This is a genomic window from Nitrosospira multiformis (assembly GCF_003050865.1).
Taxonomy (GTDB): domain Bacteria; phylum Pseudomonadota; class Gammaproteobacteria; order Burkholderiales; family Nitrosomonadaceae; genus Nitrosospira; species Nitrosospira multiformis_E.
The window spans coordinates 32,438-55,317 of record NZ_QAOK01000013.1; the positions used below are offsets into that span (position 1 = coordinate 32,438).

General features: G+C 55.3%; 23 protein-coding genes and 4 tRNA genes. 17 read left to right on the forward strand and 10 right to left on the reverse strand.

Annotation, left to right across the window (positions count from 1 at the left end):
• Nucleotide 1 precedes the first annotated feature (1 nt).
• The 6 genes from C8R21_RS08275 to C8R21_RS08300 all read right to left on the reverse strand — a co-directional run bounded on the left by C8R21_RS08275 (nt 2) and on the right by C8R21_RS08300 (nt 9,041).
• Nucleotides 2-1,072 (reverse strand): AI-2E family transporter, encoded by a 1,071-nt coding sequence (locus C8R21_RS08275; RefSeq protein WP_107762280.1) that lies wholly within the window; start codon nt 1,070-1,072, stop codon nt 2-4.
• A gap of 290 nt (nt 1,073-1,362) precedes the next feature.
• Nucleotides 1,363-1,773, reverse strand: a complete 411-nt coding sequence (locus C8R21_RS08280) for a GlcG/HbpS family heme-binding protein (RefSeq protein WP_107762281.1) — start codon at nt 1,771-1,773, stop codon at nt 1,363-1,365.
• Between the two features lie 88 nt (nt 1,774-1,861).
• Entirely contained in the window at nt 1,862-3,895 is a 2,034-nt protein-coding gene (locus C8R21_RS08285; protein ID WP_107762282.1) for a sodium-translocating pyrophosphatase, read from the reverse strand.
• 151 nt (nt 3,896-4,046) lie between these two features.
• Nucleotides 4,047-5,306, reverse strand: coding sequence for a 6-phosphofructokinase (locus tag C8R21_RS08290; RefSeq protein ID WP_107762283.1), 1,260 nt, complete (start codon nt 5,304-5,306; stop codon nt 4,047-4,049).
• A gap of 190 nt (nt 5,307-5,496) precedes the next feature.
• Nucleotides 5,497-6,150, reverse strand: a complete 654-nt coding sequence (gene adk / locus C8R21_RS08295) for an adenylate kinase (RefSeq protein WP_074972014.1) — start codon at nt 6,148-6,150, stop codon at nt 5,497-5,499.
• A gap of 110 nt (nt 6,151-6,260) precedes the next feature.
• A complete protein-coding gene (locus C8R21_RS08300) occupies nt 6,261-9,041 on the reverse strand; it encodes a valine--tRNA ligase (RefSeq protein ID WP_107762316.1) in 2,781 nt (926 codons plus the stop codon).
• 692 nt (nt 9,042-9,733) lie between these two features.
• Here C8R21_RS08300 and C8R21_RS08305 point away from each other — a divergent pair.
• On the forward strand, nt 9,734-10,684 hold the full coding sequence (locus tag C8R21_RS08305) for an HAF repeat-containing protein (protein ID WP_258192324.1): 951 nt from the start codon (nt 9,734-9,736) through the stop codon (nt 10,682-10,684).
• Nucleotides 10,685-10,765: 81 nt separating this feature from the next.
• Here C8R21_RS08305 and C8R21_RS08310 read toward each other — a convergent pair whose 3' ends face one another.
• The 3 genes from C8R21_RS08310 to C8R21_RS08320 form a co-directional block, all read right to left on the reverse strand.
• Nucleotides 10,766-11,173, reverse strand: a complete 408-nt coding sequence (locus tag C8R21_RS08310) for a hypothetical protein (protein ID WP_107762284.1) — start codon at nt 11,171-11,173, stop codon at nt 10,766-10,768.
• Between the two features lie 77 nt (nt 11,174-11,250).
• Nucleotides 11,251-11,673, reverse strand: coding sequence for a DNA polymerase III subunit chi (locus C8R21_RS08315; protein WP_107762285.1), 423 nt, complete (start codon nt 11,671-11,673; stop codon nt 11,251-11,253).
• Entirely contained in the window at nt 11,670-13,226 is a 1,557-nt protein-coding gene (locus tag C8R21_RS08320; RefSeq protein ID WP_107762286.1) for a leucyl aminopeptidase, read from the reverse strand. Before C8R21_RS08320 ends, C8R21_RS08315 begins: the two co-directional genes overlap by 4 nt.
• A gap of 201 nt (nt 13,227-13,427) precedes the next feature.
• On the opposite strand from C8R21_RS08320, the gene C8R21_RS08325 reads away from it, so the two are divergent.
• From C8R21_RS08325 to C8R21_RS08335, 3 genes are all read left to right on the forward strand, one after another.
• Complete coding sequence (locus tag C8R21_RS08325; RefSeq protein WP_107762287.1) at nt 13,428-13,931, forward strand: methylated-DNA--[protein]-cysteine S-methyltransferase; 504 nt, start codon at nt 13,428-13,430, stop codon at nt 13,929-13,931.
• Nucleotides 13,918-14,829, forward strand: coding sequence for a site-specific tyrosine recombinase XerD (gene xerD, locus C8R21_RS08330; RefSeq protein ID WP_107762288.1), 912 nt, complete (start codon nt 13,918-13,920; stop codon nt 14,827-14,829). Before C8R21_RS08325 ends, xerD begins: the two co-directional genes overlap by 14 nt.
• 243 nt (nt 14,830-15,072) lie before the next feature.
• A complete protein-coding gene (locus C8R21_RS08335) occupies nt 15,073-15,750 on the forward strand; it encodes an OmpA family protein (protein ID WP_107762289.1) in 678 nt (225 codons plus the stop codon).
• Between the two features lie 194 nt (nt 15,751-15,944).
• Here the strand turns inward: C8R21_RS08335 and C8R21_RS08340 are convergent, their stop codons facing one another.
• On the reverse strand, nt 15,945-16,421 hold the full coding sequence (locus C8R21_RS08340) for a YbaN family protein (RefSeq protein ID WP_107762290.1): 477 nt from the start codon (nt 16,419-16,421) through the stop codon (nt 15,945-15,947).
• A gap of 172 nt (nt 16,422-16,593) precedes the next feature.
• Between C8R21_RS08340 and C8R21_RS08345 the strand changes: the two genes are divergently transcribed.
• The 13 genes from C8R21_RS08345 (at nt 16,594) to rplL (ending at nt 22,867) form a co-directional block, all read left to right on the forward strand.
• On the forward strand, nt 16,594-17,055 hold the full coding sequence (locus tag C8R21_RS08345; protein WP_107762291.1) for an FKBP-type peptidyl-prolyl cis-trans isomerase: 462 nt from the start codon (nt 16,594-16,596) through the stop codon (nt 17,053-17,055).
• A 170-nt stretch (nt 17,056-17,225) separates the two neighbouring features.
• Nucleotides 17,226-17,310 (forward strand) — tRNA-Tyr (locus tag C8R21_RS08350).
• An 86-nt stretch (nt 17,311-17,396) separates the two neighbouring features.
• Complete coding sequence (locus tag C8R21_RS15880; RefSeq protein ID WP_166636953.1) at nt 17,397-17,540, forward strand: hypothetical protein; 144 nt, start codon at nt 17,397-17,399, stop codon at nt 17,538-17,540.
• Nucleotides 17,520-17,593, forward strand: a tRNA-Gly gene (locus C8R21_RS08355). Before C8R21_RS15880 ends, C8R21_RS08355 begins: the two co-directional genes overlap by 21 nt.
• A gap of 88 nt (nt 17,594-17,681) precedes the next feature.
• A tRNA-Thr gene (locus tag C8R21_RS08360) sits at nt 17,682-17,756 on the forward strand.
• A 47-nt stretch (nt 17,757-17,803) separates the two neighbouring features.
• Nucleotides 17,804-18,994, forward strand: coding sequence for an elongation factor Tu (tuf, locus tag C8R21_RS08365; protein WP_107762298.1), 1,191 nt, complete (start codon nt 17,804-17,806; stop codon nt 18,992-18,994).
• Nucleotides 18,995-19,104: 110 nt separating this feature from the next.
• Nucleotides 19,105-19,180, forward strand: a tRNA-Trp gene (locus tag C8R21_RS08370).
• Between the two features lie 165 nt (nt 19,181-19,345).
• A complete protein-coding gene (gene secE / locus C8R21_RS08375; protein ID WP_074971997.1) occupies nt 19,346-19,690 on the forward strand; it encodes a preprotein translocase subunit SecE in 345 nt (114 codons plus the stop codon).
• Nucleotides 19,690-20,223 (forward strand): transcription termination/antitermination protein NusG, encoded by a 534-nt coding sequence (gene nusG / locus C8R21_RS08380; RefSeq protein ID WP_074971995.1) that lies wholly within the window; start codon nt 19,690-19,692, stop codon nt 20,221-20,223. The genes secE and nusG overlap by 1 nt, the downstream gene beginning before the upstream one ends.
• A 110-nt stretch (nt 20,224-20,333) precedes the next feature.
• A complete protein-coding gene (rplK, locus tag C8R21_RS08385) occupies nt 20,334-20,765 on the forward strand; it encodes a 50S ribosomal protein L11 (protein ID WP_011380112.1) in 432 nt (143 codons plus the stop codon).
• Between the two features lies 1 nt (nt 20,766).
• Nucleotides 20,767-21,459 carry a 50S ribosomal protein L1 gene (rplA, locus tag C8R21_RS08390; protein WP_074971993.1) on the forward strand — a complete coding sequence of 231 codons (693 nt, stop codon included), beginning with the start codon at nt 20,767-20,769 and terminating at the stop codon, nt 21,457-21,459.
• A 424-nt stretch (nt 21,460-21,883) separates the two neighbouring features.
• Nucleotides 21,884-22,408 carry a 50S ribosomal protein L10 gene (gene rplJ, locus C8R21_RS08395; RefSeq protein ID WP_107762292.1) on the forward strand — a complete coding sequence of 175 codons (525 nt, stop codon included), beginning with the start codon at nt 21,884-21,886 and terminating at the stop codon, nt 22,406-22,408.
• Nucleotides 22,409-22,486: 78 nt separating this feature from the next.
• Nucleotides 22,487-22,867 carry a 50S ribosomal protein L7/L12 gene (gene rplL / locus C8R21_RS08400; protein WP_107762293.1) on the forward strand — a complete coding sequence of 127 codons (381 nt, stop codon included), beginning with the start codon at nt 22,487-22,489 and terminating at the stop codon, nt 22,865-22,867.
• Nucleotides 22,868-22,880 lie beyond the last annotated feature (13 nt).

The window sequence follows — 22,880 nt, forward strand, 5'->3', positions numbered from 1 at the left end:
GTCAGTCTTTTCTTTCGACCCTGGGGGTATCCATCGCTGCGGCGAAGAGGTCCCAAGCGGACATGAACAAGGCTGCGATAACTGGCCCGATCACAAAGCCATTGAGGCCGAACAGGACCAGTCCCCCGAGTGTCGAGATGAGCACCACGTAATCCGGCATCTTCGTATCTCGTCCCACCAGGACGGGGCGTAAGAGGTTGTCAACCAATCCGATTACGAACACGCCGAACGCGATGAGAACGGTACCTTGCCAAACAGCGCCGGTAAACAGGAAGTAGATGGCTACAGGGATCCAGATGAGGCCGGCGCCGACTGCCGGTATCAGGGAAAGAAACGCCATCATGAAGCCCCACAGCAAGGCCCCCTGAATGCCGAGAAAATAAAATATCAGACCCCCCAGGGTGCCTTGAATGGCAGCAACGACGACGTTGCCCTTGACGGTTGCGCGAATGACCGTAGTGAATTTGCTGGACAAGTGCCGCTTGTGTTCCATGGTAAGAGGCATGGCCTGCTTGATCTTGGCCGCCAGGCCGTCGCCATCGCGCAGCAGAAAAAAGAGCAGATACAGCATGATGCCGAAGCTCACCAGAAATTCAAAAGCGTTCTGGCCGAGGCTGAGAGCATGCGTAGCAATGAACTGGCTGCCGCGCAGGACACCGCTTGACAGCATGTCCTGCAACTCCGCGATATTGGTGAGCCCTGAACGGTCGAGCAGGTTGACTAGCCACGGCGGCGCAGCGCTCATGATTTGCTGGAAATACATGCCGAAATTCAATTCCCCTGAGCGGATTTTCTGATAGATGAGGGCTCCTTCCTGCAGGAGCGAAATTGCCATTATGGTGACCGGAAGAATCACGATGACGACACAGAGCAACAACGTGGTGGATGCGGCAAGGTTGCGCCGCTGCCCCATGGCATTCAGCACCTTTCGATGAAACGGTGTAAATATGATGGCAAGAACTGCCGCCCAGAATACCGTGCCATAAAAAGGCAGCAGTATCCAGATGAATGCCACGGAGACGGCAATCAACATCAGTAAAAAGGCCTTTTGCCGCAACTCGGGGGAGTTCATGTGCAGAGAACGTTTAATAACCGGTTACGATGACGTTATGGAGTCATCCTACCTTAACTCAAGCTTAAGTTGATAGAGGGTACGAAAAAGAAAATTAAAAACAAACTCAGGTGGCGAACAGATAGAGTCGATCGCAAGGTTGGAGGTACGAAGCCTGAGAATAGGGGCGCGCAAGAGGGAATATTCTTCTGCCGGGGCTTGCCCCGAATTTGCTTCGGATTTGCCAGGAGGAAGGACAGCAGGCTTTAAGCGTAGGATACCCGCTGTATCCTACGTCACAAGCAGTTTTCTCAGGCATTTTTGAAGAGCACATCCAGTCCTGCCTGGGCAATCTGCGCATCCTGGTAGGAGCGCACACCGCTTACTCCCACTGCACCGATGAATTGCCCTTCCACTACGATCGGCAAACCTCCCTCGATGGGCAGAGTGCCCGGCAGACCAAGATAACGGATGCTTCCGGCAGCCACATGTTCTTCCCAGACTTTGGTCGGACGGCGGAATGCAATGGCTGCACGCGCCTTTTGTATTGCAACTTCGACACTGCCAAATTGCGTTTCATCGAGGCGCAGCAAGTGGACAAGATGGGCGCCGTCATCGACGATCGCAATCGCCACTGGCCAGTTGTTGCGCATGGCTTCTGCTTCCGCGGCGGTGGCAATAACCTTGGCATCATCGAGCGTGAGCACGTCTTTTTTATTCATAAAGCAAGCCCTCCGGGTATATGTGAGGTGCGAGGTCCCAAAACAAAACACGCCGGAAGGTCCGGCGTGTTTTGGGGAACGCAAGAAATTACAACAGCGGCACAATCAGTAGCGCCACGATATTCATGATCTTGATGAGCGGGTTCACGGCCGGACCAGCGGTGTCCTTGTAAGGATCGCCCACTGTATCACCTGTAACGGCTGCTTTGTGCGCTTCCGAGCCTTTTCCACCGAAATGGCCATCTTCGATGTATTTCTTGGCGTTATCCCAGGCGCCGCCCCCTGCGGTCATCGAAATCGCCACGAAAATACCGGTAATGATCGCGCCGATCAGTACCCCGCCAAGAGCAACCGGACCCAGTATGAGGCCGACGATCAGGGGAACGGCAACGGGAAGCAGGGAGGGAAGGATCATTTCCTTGATCGCCGCCCTTGTCACCATATCGACCGCACGCGAGTAGTCGGGCTTGGCTGTTCCCTCCATGATTCCAGGGATTTCCCTGAACTGGCGCCGGACTTCCACCACTACCGAGCCGGCGGCACGGCCCACGGCTTCCATTGCCATGGCGCCAAACAGGTAGGGGACCATGCCGCCGAGGAACAGGCCGATGATGACCATGTGGTCGGACAAATCAAAGTTTACGCTCTTGCCGCCGCTCGCGAGCGCATGGGTGTAGTCGGCGAACAGAACCAGCGCAGCCAGCCCCGCAGAGCCGATCGCGTAGCCCTTGGTCACAGCCTTGGTGGTATTGCCAACGGCATCCAGGGGATCGGTGATATCACGTACTTCCGACGGCAGGCCGGCCATCTCGGCAATGCCACCAGCGTTATCCGTAATGGGACCATAGGCATCCAGCGCAACGATGATTCCGGCCATCGAAAGCATCGAGGTGGCGGCGATGGCAATGCCATACAGACCTGCCAGTTCGTATGTGATCCAGATGGAAAGACATACGACAATAACCGGCCACGCTGTTGCCTTCATCGAAACACCCAGACCGGCAATGACATTGGTGCCGTGCCCGGTGCTGGAGGCTTCTGCGATATGGCGTACCGGTTTGAATTCGGTAGAGGTGTAGTATTCAGTAATCCATACCATCGCGGCGGTGAGTGCCAGGCCAACCAGTACAGAGAGGTAAAGATTTGTCGACGTGACCAGCTTCCCCTCGATCATTACGCCCTCACCGAGCATGATAGTCGTGATGGGATAGTAGGCAATTGCCGCCAGCCCACCGGCAACCGCCAGGCCACGATAAAGCGCATTCATGATTTTGCCGCCCTCACGTGCCTTGACAAAGTAACAGCCGATGATGGAAGCAATAATGGAAACGCCACCTAGTACCAGCGGATAAAGCACCGCGTTGGGACCAGCATCGGTGATGAGCAGTCCGCCCAGCAGCATAGTCGCGATAATGGTAACGGCGTAGGTTTCAAACAGGTCCGCAGCCATTCCTGCACAGTCGCCCACGTTGTCGCCTACATTGTCGGCAATAACCGCCGGGTTGCGTGGATCATCCTCAGGGATACCGGCTTCTACCTTGCCTACCAGGTCGGCGCCAACGTCAGCACCCTTCGTGAAAATTCCCCCGCCAAGACGGGCGAAAATGGAGATCAGCGAACTGCCGAAGGCAACACCCACGAGCGCATGAGTGGCTTGCGATTCACTTGCGCCCATGCCGACCAGAAGGGCAAAGTAGCCAGCCACGCCCAGCAAACCCAGGCCAACCACCAGCATACCGGTAATGGCCCCCCCCTTGAAGGCAACATCCAGCGCGGCATTGAGACCGTGCCGCGCTGCTTCCGCTGTGCGTACATTTGCACGCACCGATACGTTCATGCCGATATACCCGGTCAGCCCCGACAAAAATGCGCCCAGAGCAAACCCAACGGCGGTCTGCCAGCCCAGAGCAAGAAAGATTGCCATCAGCAGAATAACACCCACTATGCTTATGGTGGTGTATTGGCGGTTCAGATAAGCCGAGGCGCCCTGCTGAATCGCCGTGGCAATCTCCCGCATGCGTTCATTGCCTGCCGGCAACGCTACAATCCACCTTATCGAAACCACTCCATAGAGGAGTGCCGCCATCGCGCAACCAATTGCGATGATTAAACCAGTACTCATTTAAATCTCCAGTTAAAATCGGCTACGGGGAAACGCATACAAGATGCAGCGTTATGTTCACAGAGAGCGTTGCTCAGCGGTTGCTTTGCTGCCCATAAGCGCTCCTGTGAACAATATGTATGCGCTTCCGGTTACGCCAGGTTAAAGCGGCTCAAAGCGTGAAGCCGCTCAATTTTTTCGGGACCGCCACATTCTGCAGTCGTACGTAGTCCGGCAGACCATCCTTGTAGGGTGGATAGTCTTCACCCTCGATAAGCGGTGCCAGATATTCCCGGCACAGGTCAGTAATGCCAAAACCATCCTCGGTGATAAAGTTCTCGGGCATCATTTTTTCGACATTGGCGACTTGCGACAACTGCGCCATGCCTACTTTCCACTGGTAGGGCCTGGCGGAAATGCGCTCTATGGTGGGCATCACCGAATTGTGCCCCTGGACCGCGAATTCCACGGCGGCCTGGCCCATGGCGTACGCCTGCTCGACGTCGGTCTTGGACGCGATGTGACGCGCCGCGCGTTGCAGATAGTCCGCCACACCCCAGTGATATTTGAGTCCGAGTCCCTCCTTTACCATGTTCGCCACCACCGGCGCTACTCCTCCCAATTGCGCGTGCCCGAAGGCGTCACGCACACCCTGGTCGGAGAGGAATTTGCCGTCATCTCCTTTTACGCCCTCCGATACCACCACCGAGCAGTAGCCGAATTTCTTGACACAACTGTCCACTTTGGCGAGGAATTTCTGTTTGTCGAACCTGATTTCGGGGAAGAGAATGATGACGGGAATTTCACGCTCCGGGCTGGATGCCAGGCCTCCGGCGGCTGCTATCCAGCCGGCATGCCGTCCCATTACTTCCAGCACGAACACCTTCGTTGACGTTGCTGACATGCTTGCCACGTCGAAACTGGCTTCAAGCGTGGATACGGCGATGTACTTCGCCACCGAGCCGAAGCCAGGGCAGCAGTCTGTGATGGGAAGGTCGTTATCCACCGTTTTTGGCACATGAATGGCCTGAATGGGATAGCCAAGCGTGCCGGACAGTTGCGATACCTTGAGACACGTGTCCGCTGAATCGCCACCGCCGTTGTAGAAGAAATAGCCGATGTCATGAGCCTTGAATACTTCGATCAGGCGTTCATATTCCCGCCGGTTTTGTTCAAGGCTTTTCAGTTTGTAGCGGCAGGACCCGAACGCTCCGGAGGGCGTGTGCCGCAATGCGCTGATTGCGGCATCGGATTCCTGTCCGGTATCGATCAGATCCTCGGTAAGCGCGCCGATGATCCCGTTGCGCCCCGCATAAATTTTGCCTATCTTTCCGCTTTGCTTGCGGGCGGTTTCAATTACACCGGCTGCGGAAGCGTTTATGACGGCGGTAACGCCGCCGGATTGAGCATAAAAAGCATTTTTTGCTGCCATATTTCTCCCCCGATTATTAAAATCTTCCAACATCTACCGTCAGCGTACGCACGCTTTCTCCCGTGGCGCAACAGTGCCGGCGCCATGCATGCAGACGGCAACGAGGATTACTGCCGTTGCGTATTGCTCTCTTAGCGAATTAAAACGGCGGTGATACCAGGCTTGAGTTCCACCAGGAGTTTGACTGAAGTTATCTCAGCGACGCGAAAATGGCGTCGCGGATTGTTTCCACTGATCCGGCCCCCGTGATTTTCACATACCTGGGAGCATCTTTTTCGCCACTAGCTGACCATCTGGCGTAGTATTCTACCAATGGTTCGGTCTGGGCGTGATAGATTTCGAGCCGTTTCCGTATCGTTTCCTCTTTATCATCATCACGCTGTATCAGGGGCTCGCCGGTCACATCATCCTTCTCATCGACCCGGGGCGGATTGAATATCAGATGGTAAATGCGCCCCGAGGCAGGATGTACGCGCCGACCGGAGAGGCGCCTGACAATCTCTTCGTCGGATACATCAATTTCAATGACGAACTGGACAAGCACTTCGGCAGCCTTCATCGCATCCGCCTGCGGGATGGTGCGGGGAAAACCATCAAACAGAAAACCCTTGCTGCAATCCGGCTGTGCAATGCGCGCTTTCACCAGATCGATGATGATGTCATCCGGAACAAGACCGCCCTCGTCCATGATCTTTTTGGCCATGAGACCCAGTTCGGTGCCTTCCTTGACGGCTGCGCGCAGCATGTCCCCTGTCGATATCTGCGGAATGCCGAAATGTTCCTTGATGAAGCTGGCCTGAGTTCCCTTTCCCGCACCGGGACCACCCAATAAGACGATTATGATTATTCCTCCTTTTTATAAAGCCCGCGGGCGAGGCGGGGGCGAAATTCATTTCGTTGTCAAACGGGGGATTATAGCGCAGGCCATCCGCCTCTTGAACTTTTTGACCCGATTCAGCAACCCAGTTTCTGAAGTTGCTCTTTCAGTTTCCCCAATGTCGCACCGAAACTGGCAAGGCGTTCTTTTTCCTGCTCCACCACCTTTGCCGGCGCGCGCGCCAAAAAATTACTGTTGGCGAGCTTGGCTTGCGCCTTCTCCATTTCCGCCTGGACACGATCAAGCTCTTTGGTCAGCCGCTCACGCTCCGCAGCAATATCAATCTCGATTTTCAGCATCAGTCTGAATTCACCCACGATCGCCACCGGTGCTTCGGCGGGGGGCAGATTCTGTTCGATTTCGACATCCGATAATTTGGCCAGCGCCTTCAGATAGGGAGAAAAGCTGGCGAGTGTTTTTCCGTCGCCTGCAGCCAGAAGCGGTACCCTCGATGCCGGGGAAAGGTTCATTTCACCCCGCAGTGTGCGGCAGGCGTTGATCATTTCCTTGAGCGCAGCGATATTCCCGGTCGCGGCTTCATCGAATTTGGAGGGATCGGCTTCAGGATAAGGCTGCAACATGATGCTCGCCCCTTGCTTGCCAGCGAGCGGAGCCACGCTTTGCCACAGCTCTTCGGTAATAAATGGAATGAGGGGGTGGGCGAGTCTTAAAGCCGTTTCCAGGACACGAGCCAGGATGCGGCGGGTAGTGCGCTGTACCACTTCGTTGCCGGAATTCAGCTGTACCTTGGCGAACTCCAGATACCAGTCGCAATACTCATCCCAGACGAATTCGTAGATTTCGCGGGCTGCCATGTCAAAACGGTAATCCTGATAAGCCTGCGCGACCGCGGTTTCCGCCTGTTGCAGCCGGCTGATGATCCAGCGGTCGGCATCCGAATATTCCAGAGGCGCCGATTCCGCCAGACCGGTATCTTTGCCCTCGCAATTCATCAGCACGTAGCGCGCCGCATTCCAGAGCTTGTTGCAGAAATTCCGGTAGCCTTCGCAGCGCTGCATATCGAACTTGATGTCGCGGCCGTGAGAGGCGAGGCTGGCAAAAGTAAAGCGCAGCGCGTCTGCGCCGAACGCCGCGATTCCCTCCGGAAACTGCTTACGCGTGGTTTTTTCGATAGATTCGGCCTGCCGCGGGTTCATTAGGCCGCTGGTGCGCTTAGCGATCAGATCCGGCAGTGCAATGCCGTCGATAAGATCCAGTGGGTCCAGCACATTGCCTCTGGATTTGCTCATCTTATGCCCTTCCGCATCGCGGATGAGGCCGGTGATATATACCTCCCGGAAAGGCACTTTGCCGGTGAAATGCAGGGACATCATCACCATGCGCGCTACCCAGAAAAAAATGATGTCGAAGCCGGTAACCAGAACCGAGGTCGGCAGAAATGTTTCAAGCTCCGGTGTTTTTTCCGGCCAACCCAACGTGGAGAATGGCCACAGTGCGGATGAAAACCAGGTATCCAGCACATCCTCGTCCTGCACCAGCTTGCGCCCGTCCGCCAGCTGTTGCGCTTCCTCCAGGCTGTGCGCGACAAAGATGTTATTGTCCTCGTCATACCATGCGGGAATCCGATGGCCCCACCATAATTGGCGGGAAATACACCAGTCCTGGATATTTTCGAGCCACTGGTCATATACGTGTGTCCAGTTTTCCGGAATGAATTTCACTTCCCCGCTCGCCACCGCCTCCAGGCCCTGCCTCGCCAGCCCGTTCATGCTGACATACCATTGATCGGTAAGCATCGGTTCAACGACAGCCTGGGTGCGATCACCGCGCGGCACCATCAGCTTGTGCGGTTTTGTTTCAACCAGCAGATTCTGTCCTTCCAGATCGGCGACAATTTTCCTGCGGGCCGCAAAACGATCCAATCCCTGATACTCGGCGGGCGCCAGGTCATTGATCTTTCCATCCAAGGTAAGAATACCGAGCGGAACGAGTTTGTGCCGCTGTCCTATCTGGTAGTCGTTGAAATCGTGCGCGGGAGTGATCTTGACGCACCCCGTGCCGAATGCCGGGTCGACATAGGCGTCTGCGATGATGGGTATGCTGCGCTCGCATAATGGCAGGCGGACGTGGCGGCCGATCAGATGCCGGTAGCGCTCATCGTCGGGATGCACGGCTACCGCCATATCGCCCAGCATGGTTTCCGGGCGGGTAGTGGCAATAATCAGTCCTTCCGGTTTTGCCCCATCCTGATTCCCTCCGGCATCCTTTTCGAAGGGATAAAGAATATGCCAGAGCGATCCTTCTTCTTCTACCGATACCACTTCGAGGTCGGAAACGGCAGTTTGCAGCACAGGGTCCCAGTTCACCAAACGTTCCCCGCGGTAAATGAGGCCTTCGCGATAAAGCCGCACGAAAACTTCAGTCACGGCGCGGGAGAGCCCTTCATCCATAGTGAAGCGTTCCCGCGACCAGTCGCAGGAGGCGCCCATACGGCGCATCTGGCGGCTGATGGTGGAGCCGGATTCCTCTTTCCATTCCCACACGCGGGCGAGAAACGCTTCACGTCCCAGAGTGCGCCGGTCAATGTTCTGCTGATCCAGTTGGCGTTCCACCACGATCTGGGTGGCAATTCCGGCGTGGTCGGTGCCCGGCTGCCATAATGTGTTATCTCCACGCATGCGGTGATAACGCGTCAGCGCATCCATCAAGGTATGTTGAAAGGCATGTCCCATGTGCAGCGTGCCGGTTACGTTGGGCGGCGGCAGCATGATGCAGTATGCAGGGGCTTGATTACCAGCAGTCCCCGTCGGTCCAGGCCGGAAATGGCCCTCGGCCTCCCAGCGCGAATACCAGCGGCATTCGATAGTCCGGGGATCAAAGCTTTTTTCGAGTTCCATACTGTCGATCGTTTGGCGGAAAACCCGCAATTATAACGGAAGGCGCAAGGTCCGGCAGCGCAGCTCTCCCTCTTAACTGTGCCCCCATCTTGTCCGGTCAGGAGCATTCCGTGAAAGCATTGGGAATCTGTCCCGCCATCCCTATTGATCCAGCCAGAAAATACTATGGATCTCGTCATTCCGGGTCTGAGCGGGAATCCAGCCAAACCGGAAGCCAGCCCAATCAATAATGGCGTGCTTTGAACGTCACTGGAACGTAGATTCCGATCAAGGTTTTCCCCGATTGGCGTGGACAGGTCTGTTGATAACTCACCAAACCCGTGTCTCAGCTTGAGTTTTCATTACTGCTCAAAACACAGCGCTTTGCCCTGACTGGATAGACCGATCGGCTCATATATTTTTTGCCTGACAGATTTTAAGCTGGATTGTTGTAATGGCAGGTGAGAGTCATGTGGCGCGAAGAGGAGCGTTGCCAGCATGTTTCATCAAATCGGGAAGCCTCGCATCTCTGAAAACCATTTACTGGAGAGAGAATGATGAAAATGACCAGTAATTCCAGAATGCAGAGCTTGATCCCGCTGTTGGCCTTAAGTACCGGATTGTGCTTTGTTTTCCCTGCCTTTGCACAGCTACAATGTTTATACATTCTGGACCTCAACAGCAACCGACTGATCACTCTTGTGCCGAGTGGAATGACTGGTAACGCTACTGGCATCAATAACGTTGGCCAGGTGGCGGGGTACACCGCCAAGGAATATCGGCACGCTTTCATCACCGGTCCCAACGGCGCTGGCAGAACCGATCTCAAGACGCTGGGTGGTGGTTCCAGCGTAACCTTTGGCATTAATGATGCCGGGCAGGTGGTAGGGTACTCGCAGACAGCCACAGGTAATTTGCATGCATTTATTACCGGGCCTAACGGTGTGGGCATGACAGACCTGGGGACGCTGGGAGAACATGCCAGTTACGCCACCAGCATCAATAATGCTGGCCAGGTGGCGGGGTACACCGTCAAGGAGTATCGGCACGCTTTCATCACCGGTCCCAATGGCGTGGGTATGACCCACCTGGGAAGCCTGCCGGATGGACTCACAACTGTTGCTCACGATATCAATGATGCGGGGCAGGTGGTTGGGAGAGGCGTGAGGCACGCTTTCATCACTGGCCCCAATGGCGTAGGGATGACCGATCTCGGGACGCTTGGTGGAGACTCCAGTGTCGCCTATGGCATCAATGATGCCGGGCAGGCGGTGGGAGATTCCAGCACGGCTGCTGGTTATACGCACGCTTTCATCACCGGCCCCAATGGCGTGGGGATGACCGATCTCGGGACGCTGGGTGGAGGTTACAGTATCGCCACTGACATCAACGATGCCGGACAGGTGGTGGGATGGTCCACCATGGCTACCGGTGATGAGCATGCCTTTATCACCGGTCCCAATGGCGTAGGCATGACAGACCTCAATTCACTGACCTGGTTGCCGCCGGGATATGTTATAACGGGCGCCATCAGCATCAATAACGCGGGACAGGTGATCGTTATTGCCAATATTCCCAAACCCAACGCCTATATGCTGATATTCGCGGGCCTGGGCCTGGTCGGGTTTCTGGTATGGTGGCAGAAGTCGGGAAGCAAAGCCTAGTACCGATGTGCCGCCGCTGATCCTGCTCATTTCCAGGTCAAGCACGACGGGCCGGAATGGACGCCTGCTCCACTATCGCTTTCAAAGACCGAACAGGCGCGATTTCAGGGTCTGTATCAGTGCCGTGCGTGCATTCGGATTCAAGGCGGTGCCGGTTTCATTCAGCGCCTCATCCAGAATTTTCTCCAGCAGTACGGTTATATCGGTAGGGGAAAGTGTCGAGGGCGTGGAATGCATGACTTCCGTGAGGGTGGGTATGCTGGTACCGGACGGGGACTGCCTGGCGGCGACCTCTGTGAGGGTGGGGATATTGTCTGCCCGTGCCTGCTTCGTCGCGGTTCCGGACAAACGGGATGAGCCGGCGGTCAAGTGGCTATCGTTTTCAGTCAGTGGCGTGGATGATATGTCCTGGTGCCTGCTCAGCAGTATTTCCAGTTTGTGCAGAATTTCGTCATATTCACCCTGCGAAGCTTTTTTGCTGTTTCTCATTGAAATGCCGGCTGGTAAAGGGAGGTGGCGGAATCCCGGGAATTGATGCCTGTGGCGTGATTTGATGAGCCGCCAGGCTATACGGAGCTCAGGCGATGATGCCGTATTTCGTAGCCACGGTCCTGATAGAACCGGTAGCGTTTCCTTGCCGCCCGGGTATCTTCATCCGTGTTGCCGGCAATTTCAATCAGTCGCCGGAAGCGGCTGAAGAAAGGGGGATTCTCAGGACCCAGGTTGAGCAATACATCATCGTGCGGCGGATTCCTTCCACTATCGCTGAGTATTACCGGCGTGAACTCAGCCAGCTTGTCGCCTGCCTTGCAGTGTGGAATAAAATCAATCGCAGAGAAAGTCCATAGCAATTTATCGATCTGCTCGACTGTAGTCATGTCAGGCGCGTAAATCATGACCTTGAATCCTTTCCGCGCTGCTGTTGCAACCAGACGGCAGGCGGTATGGAGCCGGTCCCCCTCGCCCGAGTAGAAGTCGATTTCCGTCATTCCTTCGATTTGCGCCGGCCCTTGCGGCTGCCGGTCTCGCCGGTGTTACCGGATTGTCTGGTAGTCCGGCTGATCAGAAACTGGGTGAGCAGCGGTACCGGGCGGCCGGTCGCGCCTTTTTCCTTGCCGGATTTCCAGCCCGTGCCGGCTATGTCGAGATGCGCCCAGCGATATTTTTTGGTGAACCGCGACAGGAAGCAGGCGGCGGTAATGGTGCCCGCAGCACGGCCTCCGATATTGGCTATATCGGCGAAATTACTTTTCAGTTGCTCCTGATATTCGTCGAACAGCGGCAGGCGCCAGGCGCGATCCCCCGCGCGCTCCGAGGCGTCCAGCAGTTCCCGGGCCAGTTCGTCATCATTGCTCAACAGGCCCGAGGCAACGTGACCGAGCGCTATGACACAGGCGCCGGTGAGCGTGGCAACATCGATTACCGCTTCCGGTTCGTAGCGTTCGGTGTAGGCCAGCGCATCGCACAGGATCAGCCTGCCTTCGGCATCCGTATTGAGAATTTCTATGGTTTGTCCCGACATGCTCGTGACGACGTCGCCAGGTTTGGTGGCATTGCCGCCGGGCATGTTTTCGGTGGCTGGAATAATGCCGACCACACTGACTGGAAGGCCCATTTTTGCAACAGCGTGAATGGTGCCCAGTACGGTGGCGGCCCCGCACATGTCGTACTTCATTTCATCCATTTCCGCCGCTGGCTTGAGGGAAATGCCGCCCGTATCGAAGGTGACACCTTTTCCTACCAGCACAACAGGTTTTCCCTTCTTCGCCCCACCCCAATATTCCAGAGCAATCAGCTTGGGAGGCTGGCGGCTACCGCGAGCCACGGCCAGCAATGCGCCCATGCCAAGATTCTCCATATCCTTTTGCTCCAGCACCGTCACCTTGAGCTTATAGGTCTTGGCCATATCCATGGCCTGCTCCGCAAGATAGGTAGGGGTGCAGATATTAGGCGCAAGATTGCCCAGATCCTTGGCCAGGCTCATGCCATCGGCCACGGCCAGTCCTTGCTGCAGAGCCTCCTCACTGGCGGCCTGTTCCTCTCCGGTGAGCGGCTTGATGACACCGAGGGTAATTTTGTGCAGCTTCGGTTCGGCTTCCTCGACCTTGCTTTTCAGCCGGTCGAAGCGGTACATGCTCTCCAGTCCGCCGACTGCGATTTGCAGGACTTTCCAGGAGAGATCGCGGTTTTTTACGGGCGCTTCCAGCAGAAACAGGGTGGCATCGGCAGCGCTGGTGTCAGATAGCGCCTTGAACACTGCCCGTACTGCATCGCGGTATCCCTTGTCGCCGAGTTCCTGCTCTTTGCCGAGCCCCACCAGTAATACGCGCTCGCAGGCGCTGTTGGGCACGTTATGGAGCATCAGCGTCGAGCCTGCTTTGCCCTTCATATCTCCCCGGCCCAGGATGCCGGTAATGTAGCCGTTTGCGGATTTATCCAGGGCTTCGGCAGCAGGGGTTAATTTTTGTTGTTCGAAAATGCCTGCAACCACACAGGCACTGCGCTGTTTCTCGGGTGTTCCGTTCTTTATATTAAATTTCACAGCTTGCTCCTCGATTCAAGGCTTGCGGGCAGATTGTTCAAACCGGATAATGCTTCGATTATCGCCGGACTATTCGCATAAAGTCAAAGCAGATACACGCCGTTTCAAAAAATCTCGTAATAGAATTCCTGTTCACCCTGCAATGCGGCTGTAACGGTGAGCGGCAGTGCCGGAGTTGTCAGAGCGATGGGGGAGGAATGGATGATCAGACAGAAGTCGATACGGCGGGTGAAGCCCCCAGAAGATTATCAGGCCAAGCTTGCCACACCGTTTGCCGTGCTCGGCCTTCGCACGGACGAAGACTGGCTGACAGATATAGAATATCTGCCGCCGGATACGCCCACTCTCGCTCCGCAAAATCCTCTCGCCATGGAAGTATGTAATCAATTACAGGCATACCTTGCCGATCCTGGTTTCGCGTTCGATTTGTCATTGCACGTTGGCGGAACGATTCACCAGCGTCGTGTCTGGCAAGCCATCCAGGATATTCCGGCTGGCGCGACGCGCAGTTATGCCGCTATCGCAATGGAACTGCATTCCGCCCCGCGCGCAGTAGGCCAGGCCTGCGGAGCCAACCGGTTGCCCATCGTTATTCCCTGTCATCGTGTTATCGCCAAAAGCGGGAGCCTTGGAGGATTCATGAACGCCAGCGATGGATTGCCGCTCGCCATTAAGCGCTGGCTATTGCAGCATGAGGGTATCTGAGCAGGACGCGGAACTGCTCGACGAATTCTGCGATGCGCTGTGGCTGGAAGATGGGCTCTCGCGCAATACAATGGAGAGCTATCGCAGCGATCTGGAGCAGTTCGGTGATTGGTTCGCCCGACAGAAGCCGGGCGATAGCAGTTTCCTGACGGTCACGCATTCCGATCTGCTGGGATTCATGACGGGGAGGTTTTCCGCTGGAATCAAGGCCAGCACCACCAGCCGCGAGCTCTCGAGCCTAAAGCGGTTTTACCGCTTTCTGTTGCGCCAGGGAAAGATCAATGCAGATCCCACCCTCAACATCGATACACCCAGGGTTCCTCGCAGTCTGCCGGTGAGCTTGACCGAGACTGACGTGGAAGCCCTCCTTGGCGCACCCGCTGTGAACCTTCCGTTGGGATTGCGGGATCGCGCCATGCTCGAGGTGCTCTATGCCAGCGGCCTCCGGGTTTCAGAGCTTGTAAGCCTGGAAAGCGGGCAGATCAGCCTGGACATGGGCGTGGTGCGCATCATGGGGAAGGGCGGAAAAGAGCGCCTGACGCCGCTGGGGGAAGAGGCGCTGGAATGGGTGATCCGCTACCTCAAGGAAATCCGCCCTGCCCTGCTGGATGGAAAATCAAGTAATGCGCTGTTCGTCACTTACCGCGGCGCAGGCATGACTCGTCAGGCTTTCTGGTATCTGATTAAACGCTATGCGCGGCAGGCCGGTATCACGAAGCCGTTGTCGCCGCATGGATTGCGTCATGCCTTTGCGACTCATCTGCTCAATCATGGTGCTGATCTGCGTGTGGTGCAACTGCTGCTCGGCCATGCGGATATTTCAACCACACAGATATACACTCATGTCGCACGCGAAAGATTGAAAAGAATCCACCAAATGCATCATCCGAGAGGGTGAGGCAAAATTTTACGGGCCGGAATCCCGATCGAAGAAAATCGTTTTCCCCTCCACAAGAAACAAACCATGCCGACGTAGGGTGACCTCAGTCAGCCCAGATCGCCAGTCGGCAAGCGGTTGATGCTCAAGAGTGAATTGCATCTGCCGTTGAATATGCCTGCAACTCTGCTAAAGTCTAAGGAACCGCTGAAGAGCGATAGCAGGAGTTCTCAAGCAATAATTCCCCACAAAACAGGAGAAGTCATGCGTAATCAATTATCGGTTATTTCAATAGCAATAGTCCTGGCATTGGGTGGCTGCGCAAGCTCACCCGAAATCCAGAGCACCAGAACGAGAGACACTGCCATCGGCGCGGGCATCGGTGCTGGTACAGGCGCATTGATCGGAGCAATTGCGGGTAAGGGGAAAGGCGCGGCAATCGGTGCAGCGGCCGGGGCTGGCCTCGGTGCCATCGCCGGAAACGTTTGGTCCCGGAGAATGGAAGAGCAGAAACAGGAAATGGAGCAGGCCACAGCGGGAACAGGAGTACAAGTTGTAAAAACTCCGGATAACAGACTGAAACTGGATATTCCCAGCGATATTTCATTTGATGCCGGCCGTGCAGGCATCAGGCCGAACTTCAAGCCGGTACTGGATAGTTTTGCCACCGGCCTGAACAATAATCCTGCTACAGTGGTGACCATTATCGGCCATACGGACAGCTCTGGCAGCGATGCGATCAATAATCCCCTCTCCGTGAACCGGGCGGCCAGCACGCGGGATTATCTGGTGAGTCGAGGGGTTTCTCCAAACCGCATAAGGATTGATGGTCGCGGCTCCCGGGAGCCTATTGTCGCCAATGACACACCTCAGAACAGGGCAAGGAATCGGCGGGTTGAAATCTACGTTGCCGAACCGCAAGAGGCTTCCCAGCAATATTGAGTCAGGATTATTCAGGAAGCGTAAACATTTTGCAGCAATGCGTCCTCTCGGGGAGGACGCGTGCCGCCCGGGGAGCCTGGAGGAGCCGACGGAAGCACTCATATGCCTGGAAGCAGGTGTTCCCCCAGTGTGGGATAGAAGCTTGCAGCCTGTAATTGCCGTCTTGCCATCGGGCGGCAGCGCGGCCATGCTCGTCATGTGTCAGCATCCGGTTCTCTGACCGGAATTCGCCAGATGAAGGCTATCAGGATGACACCCAGCAGAACGAGCATCCCCTGATGCCAGACAGAGGGCATCATCAGGACCGAACTCCCCAGCGACAGCACCAGCAACAGATATACCCAACGCTTCACTTTGCGCGGAATGCTGTGATGCTCCATCCATTCGCGAATAATGGGACCGGTGATGGGATTGGAGAGGAGCTTGTCGTGGAAGTGCGTGGAACTGCGGGCAAAACAGGCGGCTGCCAGCAGCACGAAAGGGGTTGTCGGGAGTACTGGCAGCACAATTCCCACTACGCCGAGTATCAGGGCAACGAATCCGGCCACGAGGTAGAGGGAGCGCACAAGGCGCGAGTCATGCAGGCGCGCAGGTGATCCTCCCGCCTGCCTGGAACACGTCTCTTTGCTGGTAAATACCTCTTCGACCTTTTCGCTTAAGCGATCCTGCATGAACTCTCCTTCATACGCTTTGCGCCTCGATTAAATGAGTACATGAGCAATGAGCAATGAGCAAGGAATCCCTGAACGAAAGCCTTCATGACGCTACAGTCGCCCTACGGGTTGACGGTATAATAAGAGGCAGTAAGTATGGAAGGTTTTCATTTCAATTTTCGAGGTCCTCATGTCCAGAGTAAATACACTGATCAGTTTGGGAATATTCATGTTGGGTGCGTTGCTGTTGCCCCAATCCGCCGTTTCGGAAACGGGGCAGGGCGCATCAGCCGTGACGCAGCTCATCAAGCAGGATACCAAAATAGGGAGCGGCGAAGAAGCGGCGGTGGGCAAGATGGTTGAGGTGCACTATACAGGCTGGCTTTACGATGCGAGCGCTCCTGACAAAAAGGGTGAGAAGTTCGACAGCTCGCGCGACCGTGGTATGCCTTTCTCGTTTCTGATCGGCGCGGGGCGGGTCATCAAAGGTTGGGATCGGGGCGTGATCGGGATGAAAGTGGGAGGCCAGCGCACGTTGATCATTCCGCCCCAGTTGGCCTACGGACCGGAAGGGCGGGGAGCTATCCCGTCAAACGCTACCCTGATTTTCGAGGTAGAGCTTTTGGGATTGCGTCAGGGTTCGACACACTGATCACCGATTTTCGCGCGTGGCTGCCTCGCCGCGGGAATGCGAATTCTACCCGATTCAGCAACTCAACTCGTTGTTTTCCCCTCGCGCGGATAACGCCGATACCAGAGTAAAAACCCTGAAATCCACGTTGACTTATCCGCATGAAACATTCACAATTAACGGTTTCGTTTGGAGGGGTTCCCGAGCGGTCAAAGGGATCAGACTGTAAATCTGACGGCTCTGCCTTCGAAGGTTCGAATCCTTCCCCCTCCACCAGATCAGAAGCTGATAATGCGGGCGTTGTAGTTTTTTGTGTCTCGAGATTTTTGTGTCTTGAGATTTTTGTGTCTTGATCGCTTTGCGTGGCGGGTCTGGTTCTGGTGAATGGGAGCGCAGATGGTGCGTTGGCTGTGCGGTTCGATGATTTTTTCTCCGAAGAGCTGTTGAATGCTTCACTGGATTTTCTGGTCCTGATCGTGCCCGATGCGGGTGTAGCTCAATGGTAGAGCAGAAGCCTTCCAAGCTTACGACGAGGGTTCGATTCCCTTCACCCGCTCCAGACTTGAAGCGGAGAAATGAGCGTTAATTAAAAACATTAGAAAATTGGCAAAATTGTTGCGGGGTATTGTTTAGGCAAGGACGTGCTTGCCCATGTAGCTCAGTGGCAGAGCACTCCCTTGGTAAGGGAGAGGTCGCCAGTTCAATCCTGGCCATGGGCTCCATAGGCGTCGATTACAGAACTCAAAAAAATGCTTTAAAAAGGATCATCATGGCAAAGAGCAAATTTGAGCGGACGAAGCCGCACATCAACGTAGGGACGATAGGACACGTGGACCACGGCAAGACCACGTTGACGGCGGCGATCACGATGGTATTGGCGAAGAAGTTTGGTGGCGAGGCGAAGAGTTATGCGCAGATAGACTCGGCGCCTGAAGAGAAGGCGCGGGGCATCACGATCAACACCTCGCACGTGGAGTATGAGACGGAGAAGCGGCATTACGCGCACGTTGACTGTCCTGGACACGCGGACTATGTGAAGAACATGATTACGGGTGCAGCCCAGATGGATGGTGCGATTCTGGTGGTGTCAGCGGCGGATGGACCGATGCCGCAGACGCGGGAGCACATTCTTCTGGCGCGGCAGGTAGGGGTTCCCTACATTATCGTCTATATGAACAAGGCGGACATGGTGGACGATGCGGAACTTCTGGAGTTGGTGGAAATGGAAGTGCGCGAGTTGCTGTCCAAATACAGTTTTCCCGGGGATGACACCCCGATAGTGATTGGTTCTGCCCTGAAGGCGCTGGAAGGCGACCAGAGCGACATAGGCGAGCCCTCCATCTACAAGTTGGCGGCAGCGCTGGACAGCTACATTCCGGAGCCTCAGCGGGCGGTGGACGGGACTTTTCTGATGCCGGTTGAAGACGTTTTTTCCATATCTGGTCGTGGGACGGTGGTGACGGGGCGCGTTGAGCGTGGGGTCATCAAGGTAGGGGAAGACATCGAGATAGTAGGCTTGAAGCCCACTATCAAGACTGTTTGCACGGGCGTTGAGATGTTTCGCAAGCTTCTGGACCAGGGGCAGGCAGGAGACAACGTGGGTGTGTTGCTGCGGGGCACCAAGCGCGAAGAAGTGGAGCGCGGACAGGTGCTGTCCAAGCCTGGGACCATCACCCCGCATACCAAGTTCACAGCCGAGATTTATGTTCTGAGCAAGGAAGAGGGTGGGCGTCATACTCCCTTTTTCCAGGGATACCGGCCGCAGTTTTACTTCCGGACGACGGATGTGACGGGTGCAATCGAGTTGCCTGGGGGCACGGAGATGGTGATGCCTGGGGACAATGTATCGGTGACGGTAAACCTGATTGCGCCGATTGCGATGGAAGAAGGCCTGCGTTTTGCGATTCGTGAAGGCGGCAGGACCGTTGGCGCAGGTGTCGTGGCAAAAATTATCGAATAGCGTCTTGCCCGAGGTCGACTCCATCGTTGAAGAGCCTTGCACTCAGAAAGAGGCTTGCATTCATATGAACTCAGGTGAGTCTTTCATTTTTTTGTCTTTGTTCAAAGCACAGGCCAGTAGCTCAATTGGCAGAGCGTCGGTCTCCAAAACCGAAGGTTGGGGGTTCGATGCCCTCCTGGCCTGCCATCAGGAAATGTCATTTCAAAATCATCAATAACTGCATGTTTCCAGGGGAAGCAGGGCCTCGTAATACGTCGTGGTATCAGGTCGTGCAGTGAGGTTGCGCATGAATTTTGCTCGCGCACCGCTTCGTCTGCTGGCAGGCATTAAAAGGCAGAGTGGGATAGGTTAGTGGATAAGATCAAGTTGGGATTCGCGCTTCTGCTGCTGATTGCGGGTATTGCCGGATTTTATTACCTGAGCGATAACGCAATGGTAATTCGCGTCATTTCAGTTCTCGGAGGCCTCGTTCTTGCGACCGTGGTGGTGTCGTTTACCACTCAGGGCAAGCAGTTTTACGCGTTCAGCAGGGAATCGTGGGAAGAGACCAAGAAGGTGGTATGGCCGAACCGGAAGGAAACGGTGCAGACGACGGGTATCGTTTTTGCCTTCGTTCTGGTAATGGCCATGTTCCTGTGGATGATAGACGCAGGCCTGCTGCTGGCGGTGAAATATCTCATGGGACAGGAAGGGTGATGGATAAGAAGTGGTATGTGGTTCATGCCTACTCCGGTTTCGAGAAGAGTGTGCAGCGTACGCTGAAGGAGCGGATCAGTCGCGCTGGAATGCTGGACAAGTTCGGACAGATACTCGTTCCTGTGGAAGAAGTCATCGAGATGAAAGCAGGGCAGAAAAATCTCAGCGAACGGAAATTTTTCCCAGGCTATGTGCTGGTCGAGATGGAGATGACCGACGAAACATGGCACCTGGTCAAAAACACGCCGAAGGTGACGGGCTTCATTGGCGGTACGGCCATGAATCCTACGCCTATCAGCGAGAAGGAAGTGCAGAACATTCTCCATCAGATTCAGGAAGGGGTGGAAAAACCCAAGCCCAAGATTCTTTTCGAAACGGGCGAGGCGGTTCGTGTCAAGGAAGGGCCATTTACGGACTTTCACGGCAACGTGGAGGACGTCAATTACGACAAAAGCAAGCTCCGGGTTTCAGTGTCCATTTTTGGGCGTCCCACACCTGTGGAACTGGATTTCAGCCAGGTCGAGAAAGCCTAGGGCAGTAAAGGTTTCCGGAAGCATCGGAAGGCCTCGGTCACATATTGCATATCGCATATTATTAAACGGGGAGAGCCTCAAAGGCTCGTTTGAACCCGATAGGAGAGCAAATGGCAAAGAAAATAGTCGGCTATATCAAGTTGCAGGTGCCGGCGGGGAAGGCAAATCCCAGCCCGCCAATAGGACCCGCTCTGGGGCAGCGGGGACTCAATATCATGGAGTTCTGCAAGGCATTCAATGCGGCAACGCAGAAAATGGAAGTCGGCCTGCCGGTTCCGGTCGTCATAACGGCCTATGCCGACAAGAGCTTCACCTTCACCATGAAGACCACACCCGCTACCGTGCTGATAAAGAAGGCAGCGGGAGTTGGCAAGGGAAGCGCGAAACCTCATACAGATAAGATAGGTCGGTTGACACGGAAGCAAATGGAAGAAATCGCCCAGATAAAGATGCCGGATTTGACTGCCGCAGACATGGACGCGGCAGTTCGCACCATTGCGGGTAGTGCTCGCAGCATGGGTATAGAAGTGGAGGGCGCATAACGTGGCGCGCATATCCAAACGTCTCAAGGCGATCTCGGAAAAAGTGGATCGCACAAGATATTACCCGTTGCAGGATGCACTCAATCTTGTCAGGGAAACAGCGATCGCGAAGTTCGACGAGTCCATCGATGTGGCCGTTAATCTTGGGATAGACGCAAAAAAATCTGACCAGGCAGTGCGTGGGTCTGTGGTGTTGCCTGCGGGGACGGGAAAGACCGTGCGGGTGGCTGTATTCGCGCAGGGCGACAAGGCCCGCGAAGCGGCGGCAGCGGGGGCAGATATTGTCGGCTTTGAAGACCTCGCCGAGCAGATCAAGGCGGGCAATATCGAATTCGATGTGGCTATCGCCAGTCCCGATGCAATGCGTGTTGTAGGGCAACTGGGGCAGATACTCGGTCCACGCGGCTTGATGCCAAATCCCAAGGTGGGGACGGTAACGCCGGATGTAGCCGGTGCGGTAAGAAACGCGAAAGCCGGTCAAGTTCAGTATCGCGCCGACAAAGGAGGTATCGTACAGTGCACCATCGGACGAGCCTCGTTCACGGTGGATGCCCTGACCCAGAATATGATGGCGCTGATCGATGCGCTCAATAAATCCAAGCCTGCTGCATCCAAAGGCATCTATCTAAGGAAGATATCAGTCTCGAGCACAATGGGAATAGGCGTGCGCGTGGATCAGACAAGCATGCGATAGGTGCATGCGCTGGATTCCCTGTTTATAAATATTGTAAGACTTTGGGCCGTCGGGAAAGGCAGGACGCTTTTCCGGCGGGTTATCAAAGACCGCTGGGGTATTGGCATGGCAGGCGAGGTGACTCGCTCAATCTGTTGCTCAGTTTATTATTGAGTGAGCCATTGTCCAAAACTTAATCTGCATGGTGAAGGGGCTTGCAGCCGGTGTTCCATGCCGGGTTGCACTTTCCGTATTTCCCTGCTACCCAGCGCAGATGGCGTACCCAGAAACAGGAAAAGATCCAACTCCTGATTTAAGGTCGCCGGTTTCGCGGTGTGAGATCAGGTACGGGGGAGGAGGTCAGAATCTCGGGTCAATCCGAAGTTAAGCTTCCCAAGCCAGCATACCACACTTACCGCCGCATTTTAACTGATGGAGAAGTACCTTGAGTCTAAATTTAGATGAGAAAAAAGCGGTGGTCGCCGAAGTGAGTGAGCAGGTAGCCAAAGCGCAGGCCATCATCATCGCGGAGTACCGCGGGCTGGGGGTCGGCCATATGACGCAACTGCGGGCGAAGGCACGGCAGTCGGGAATATATTTCCGGGTGCTTAAAAACTCGCTGGCACGCAGAGCGGTTTCGGATACCCCGTTTTCCGGATTATCCGAGCATATGGTGGGGCCTCTCGCTTACGGCATTGGCAGTGATCCGGTGGCGGCGGCCAAGGTGCTGCATGAGTTTTCGAAAGGCAACGACAAACTGGTAATCAAGGCTGGCGCCATGGCAAACCATGTGATTTCCAGCAGTGAGATTGCCAGTCTGGCCTCTCTGCCAAGTCGCGAGGAGCTTCTTGCCAAGCTGCTGGGCACGATGCAGGCGCCTGCCGCCAATTTTGTGCGGACCTTGAATGAAGTTCCCGCACGTTTTGTTCGTGGCCTCGCTGCTGTTCGCGACCAGAAAGAAACCGCTTGATCCGGGGCCCAGTCGCTTTGAGTTACTTTGGGACCGTTACACCATCATAGTTATTGGATTAATTATCAGGAGAAAATCATGGCTATAGCCAAAGCAGAAATTTTGGATGCGATTGCAAATATGACTGTGCTGGAGCTTTCCCAGCTCATCAAGGAAATGGAAGAGAAGTTCGGTGTTTCCGCTGCCGCTGCCGCAGTTGTGGCAGCGGCGCCCGCAGCAGGTGCCGGGGCGGCACCCGTAGAGGAACAAACTGAATTTACCGTGATGCTGACCGCAGTGGGTGAAAGCAAGGTAAATGTGATCAAGGTGGTGCGTGCCGTTACCGGGCTTGGCTTGAAAGAAGCAAAAGATCTGGTGGACGGCGCACCCAAGCCAGTCAAGGAAGGTATTGCCAAAGCGGATGCGGAAGCCATCCAGAAGCAGCTTGCTGAAGCAGGCGCCACTGCTGAAATCAAATAAAAGAAAAACAGTA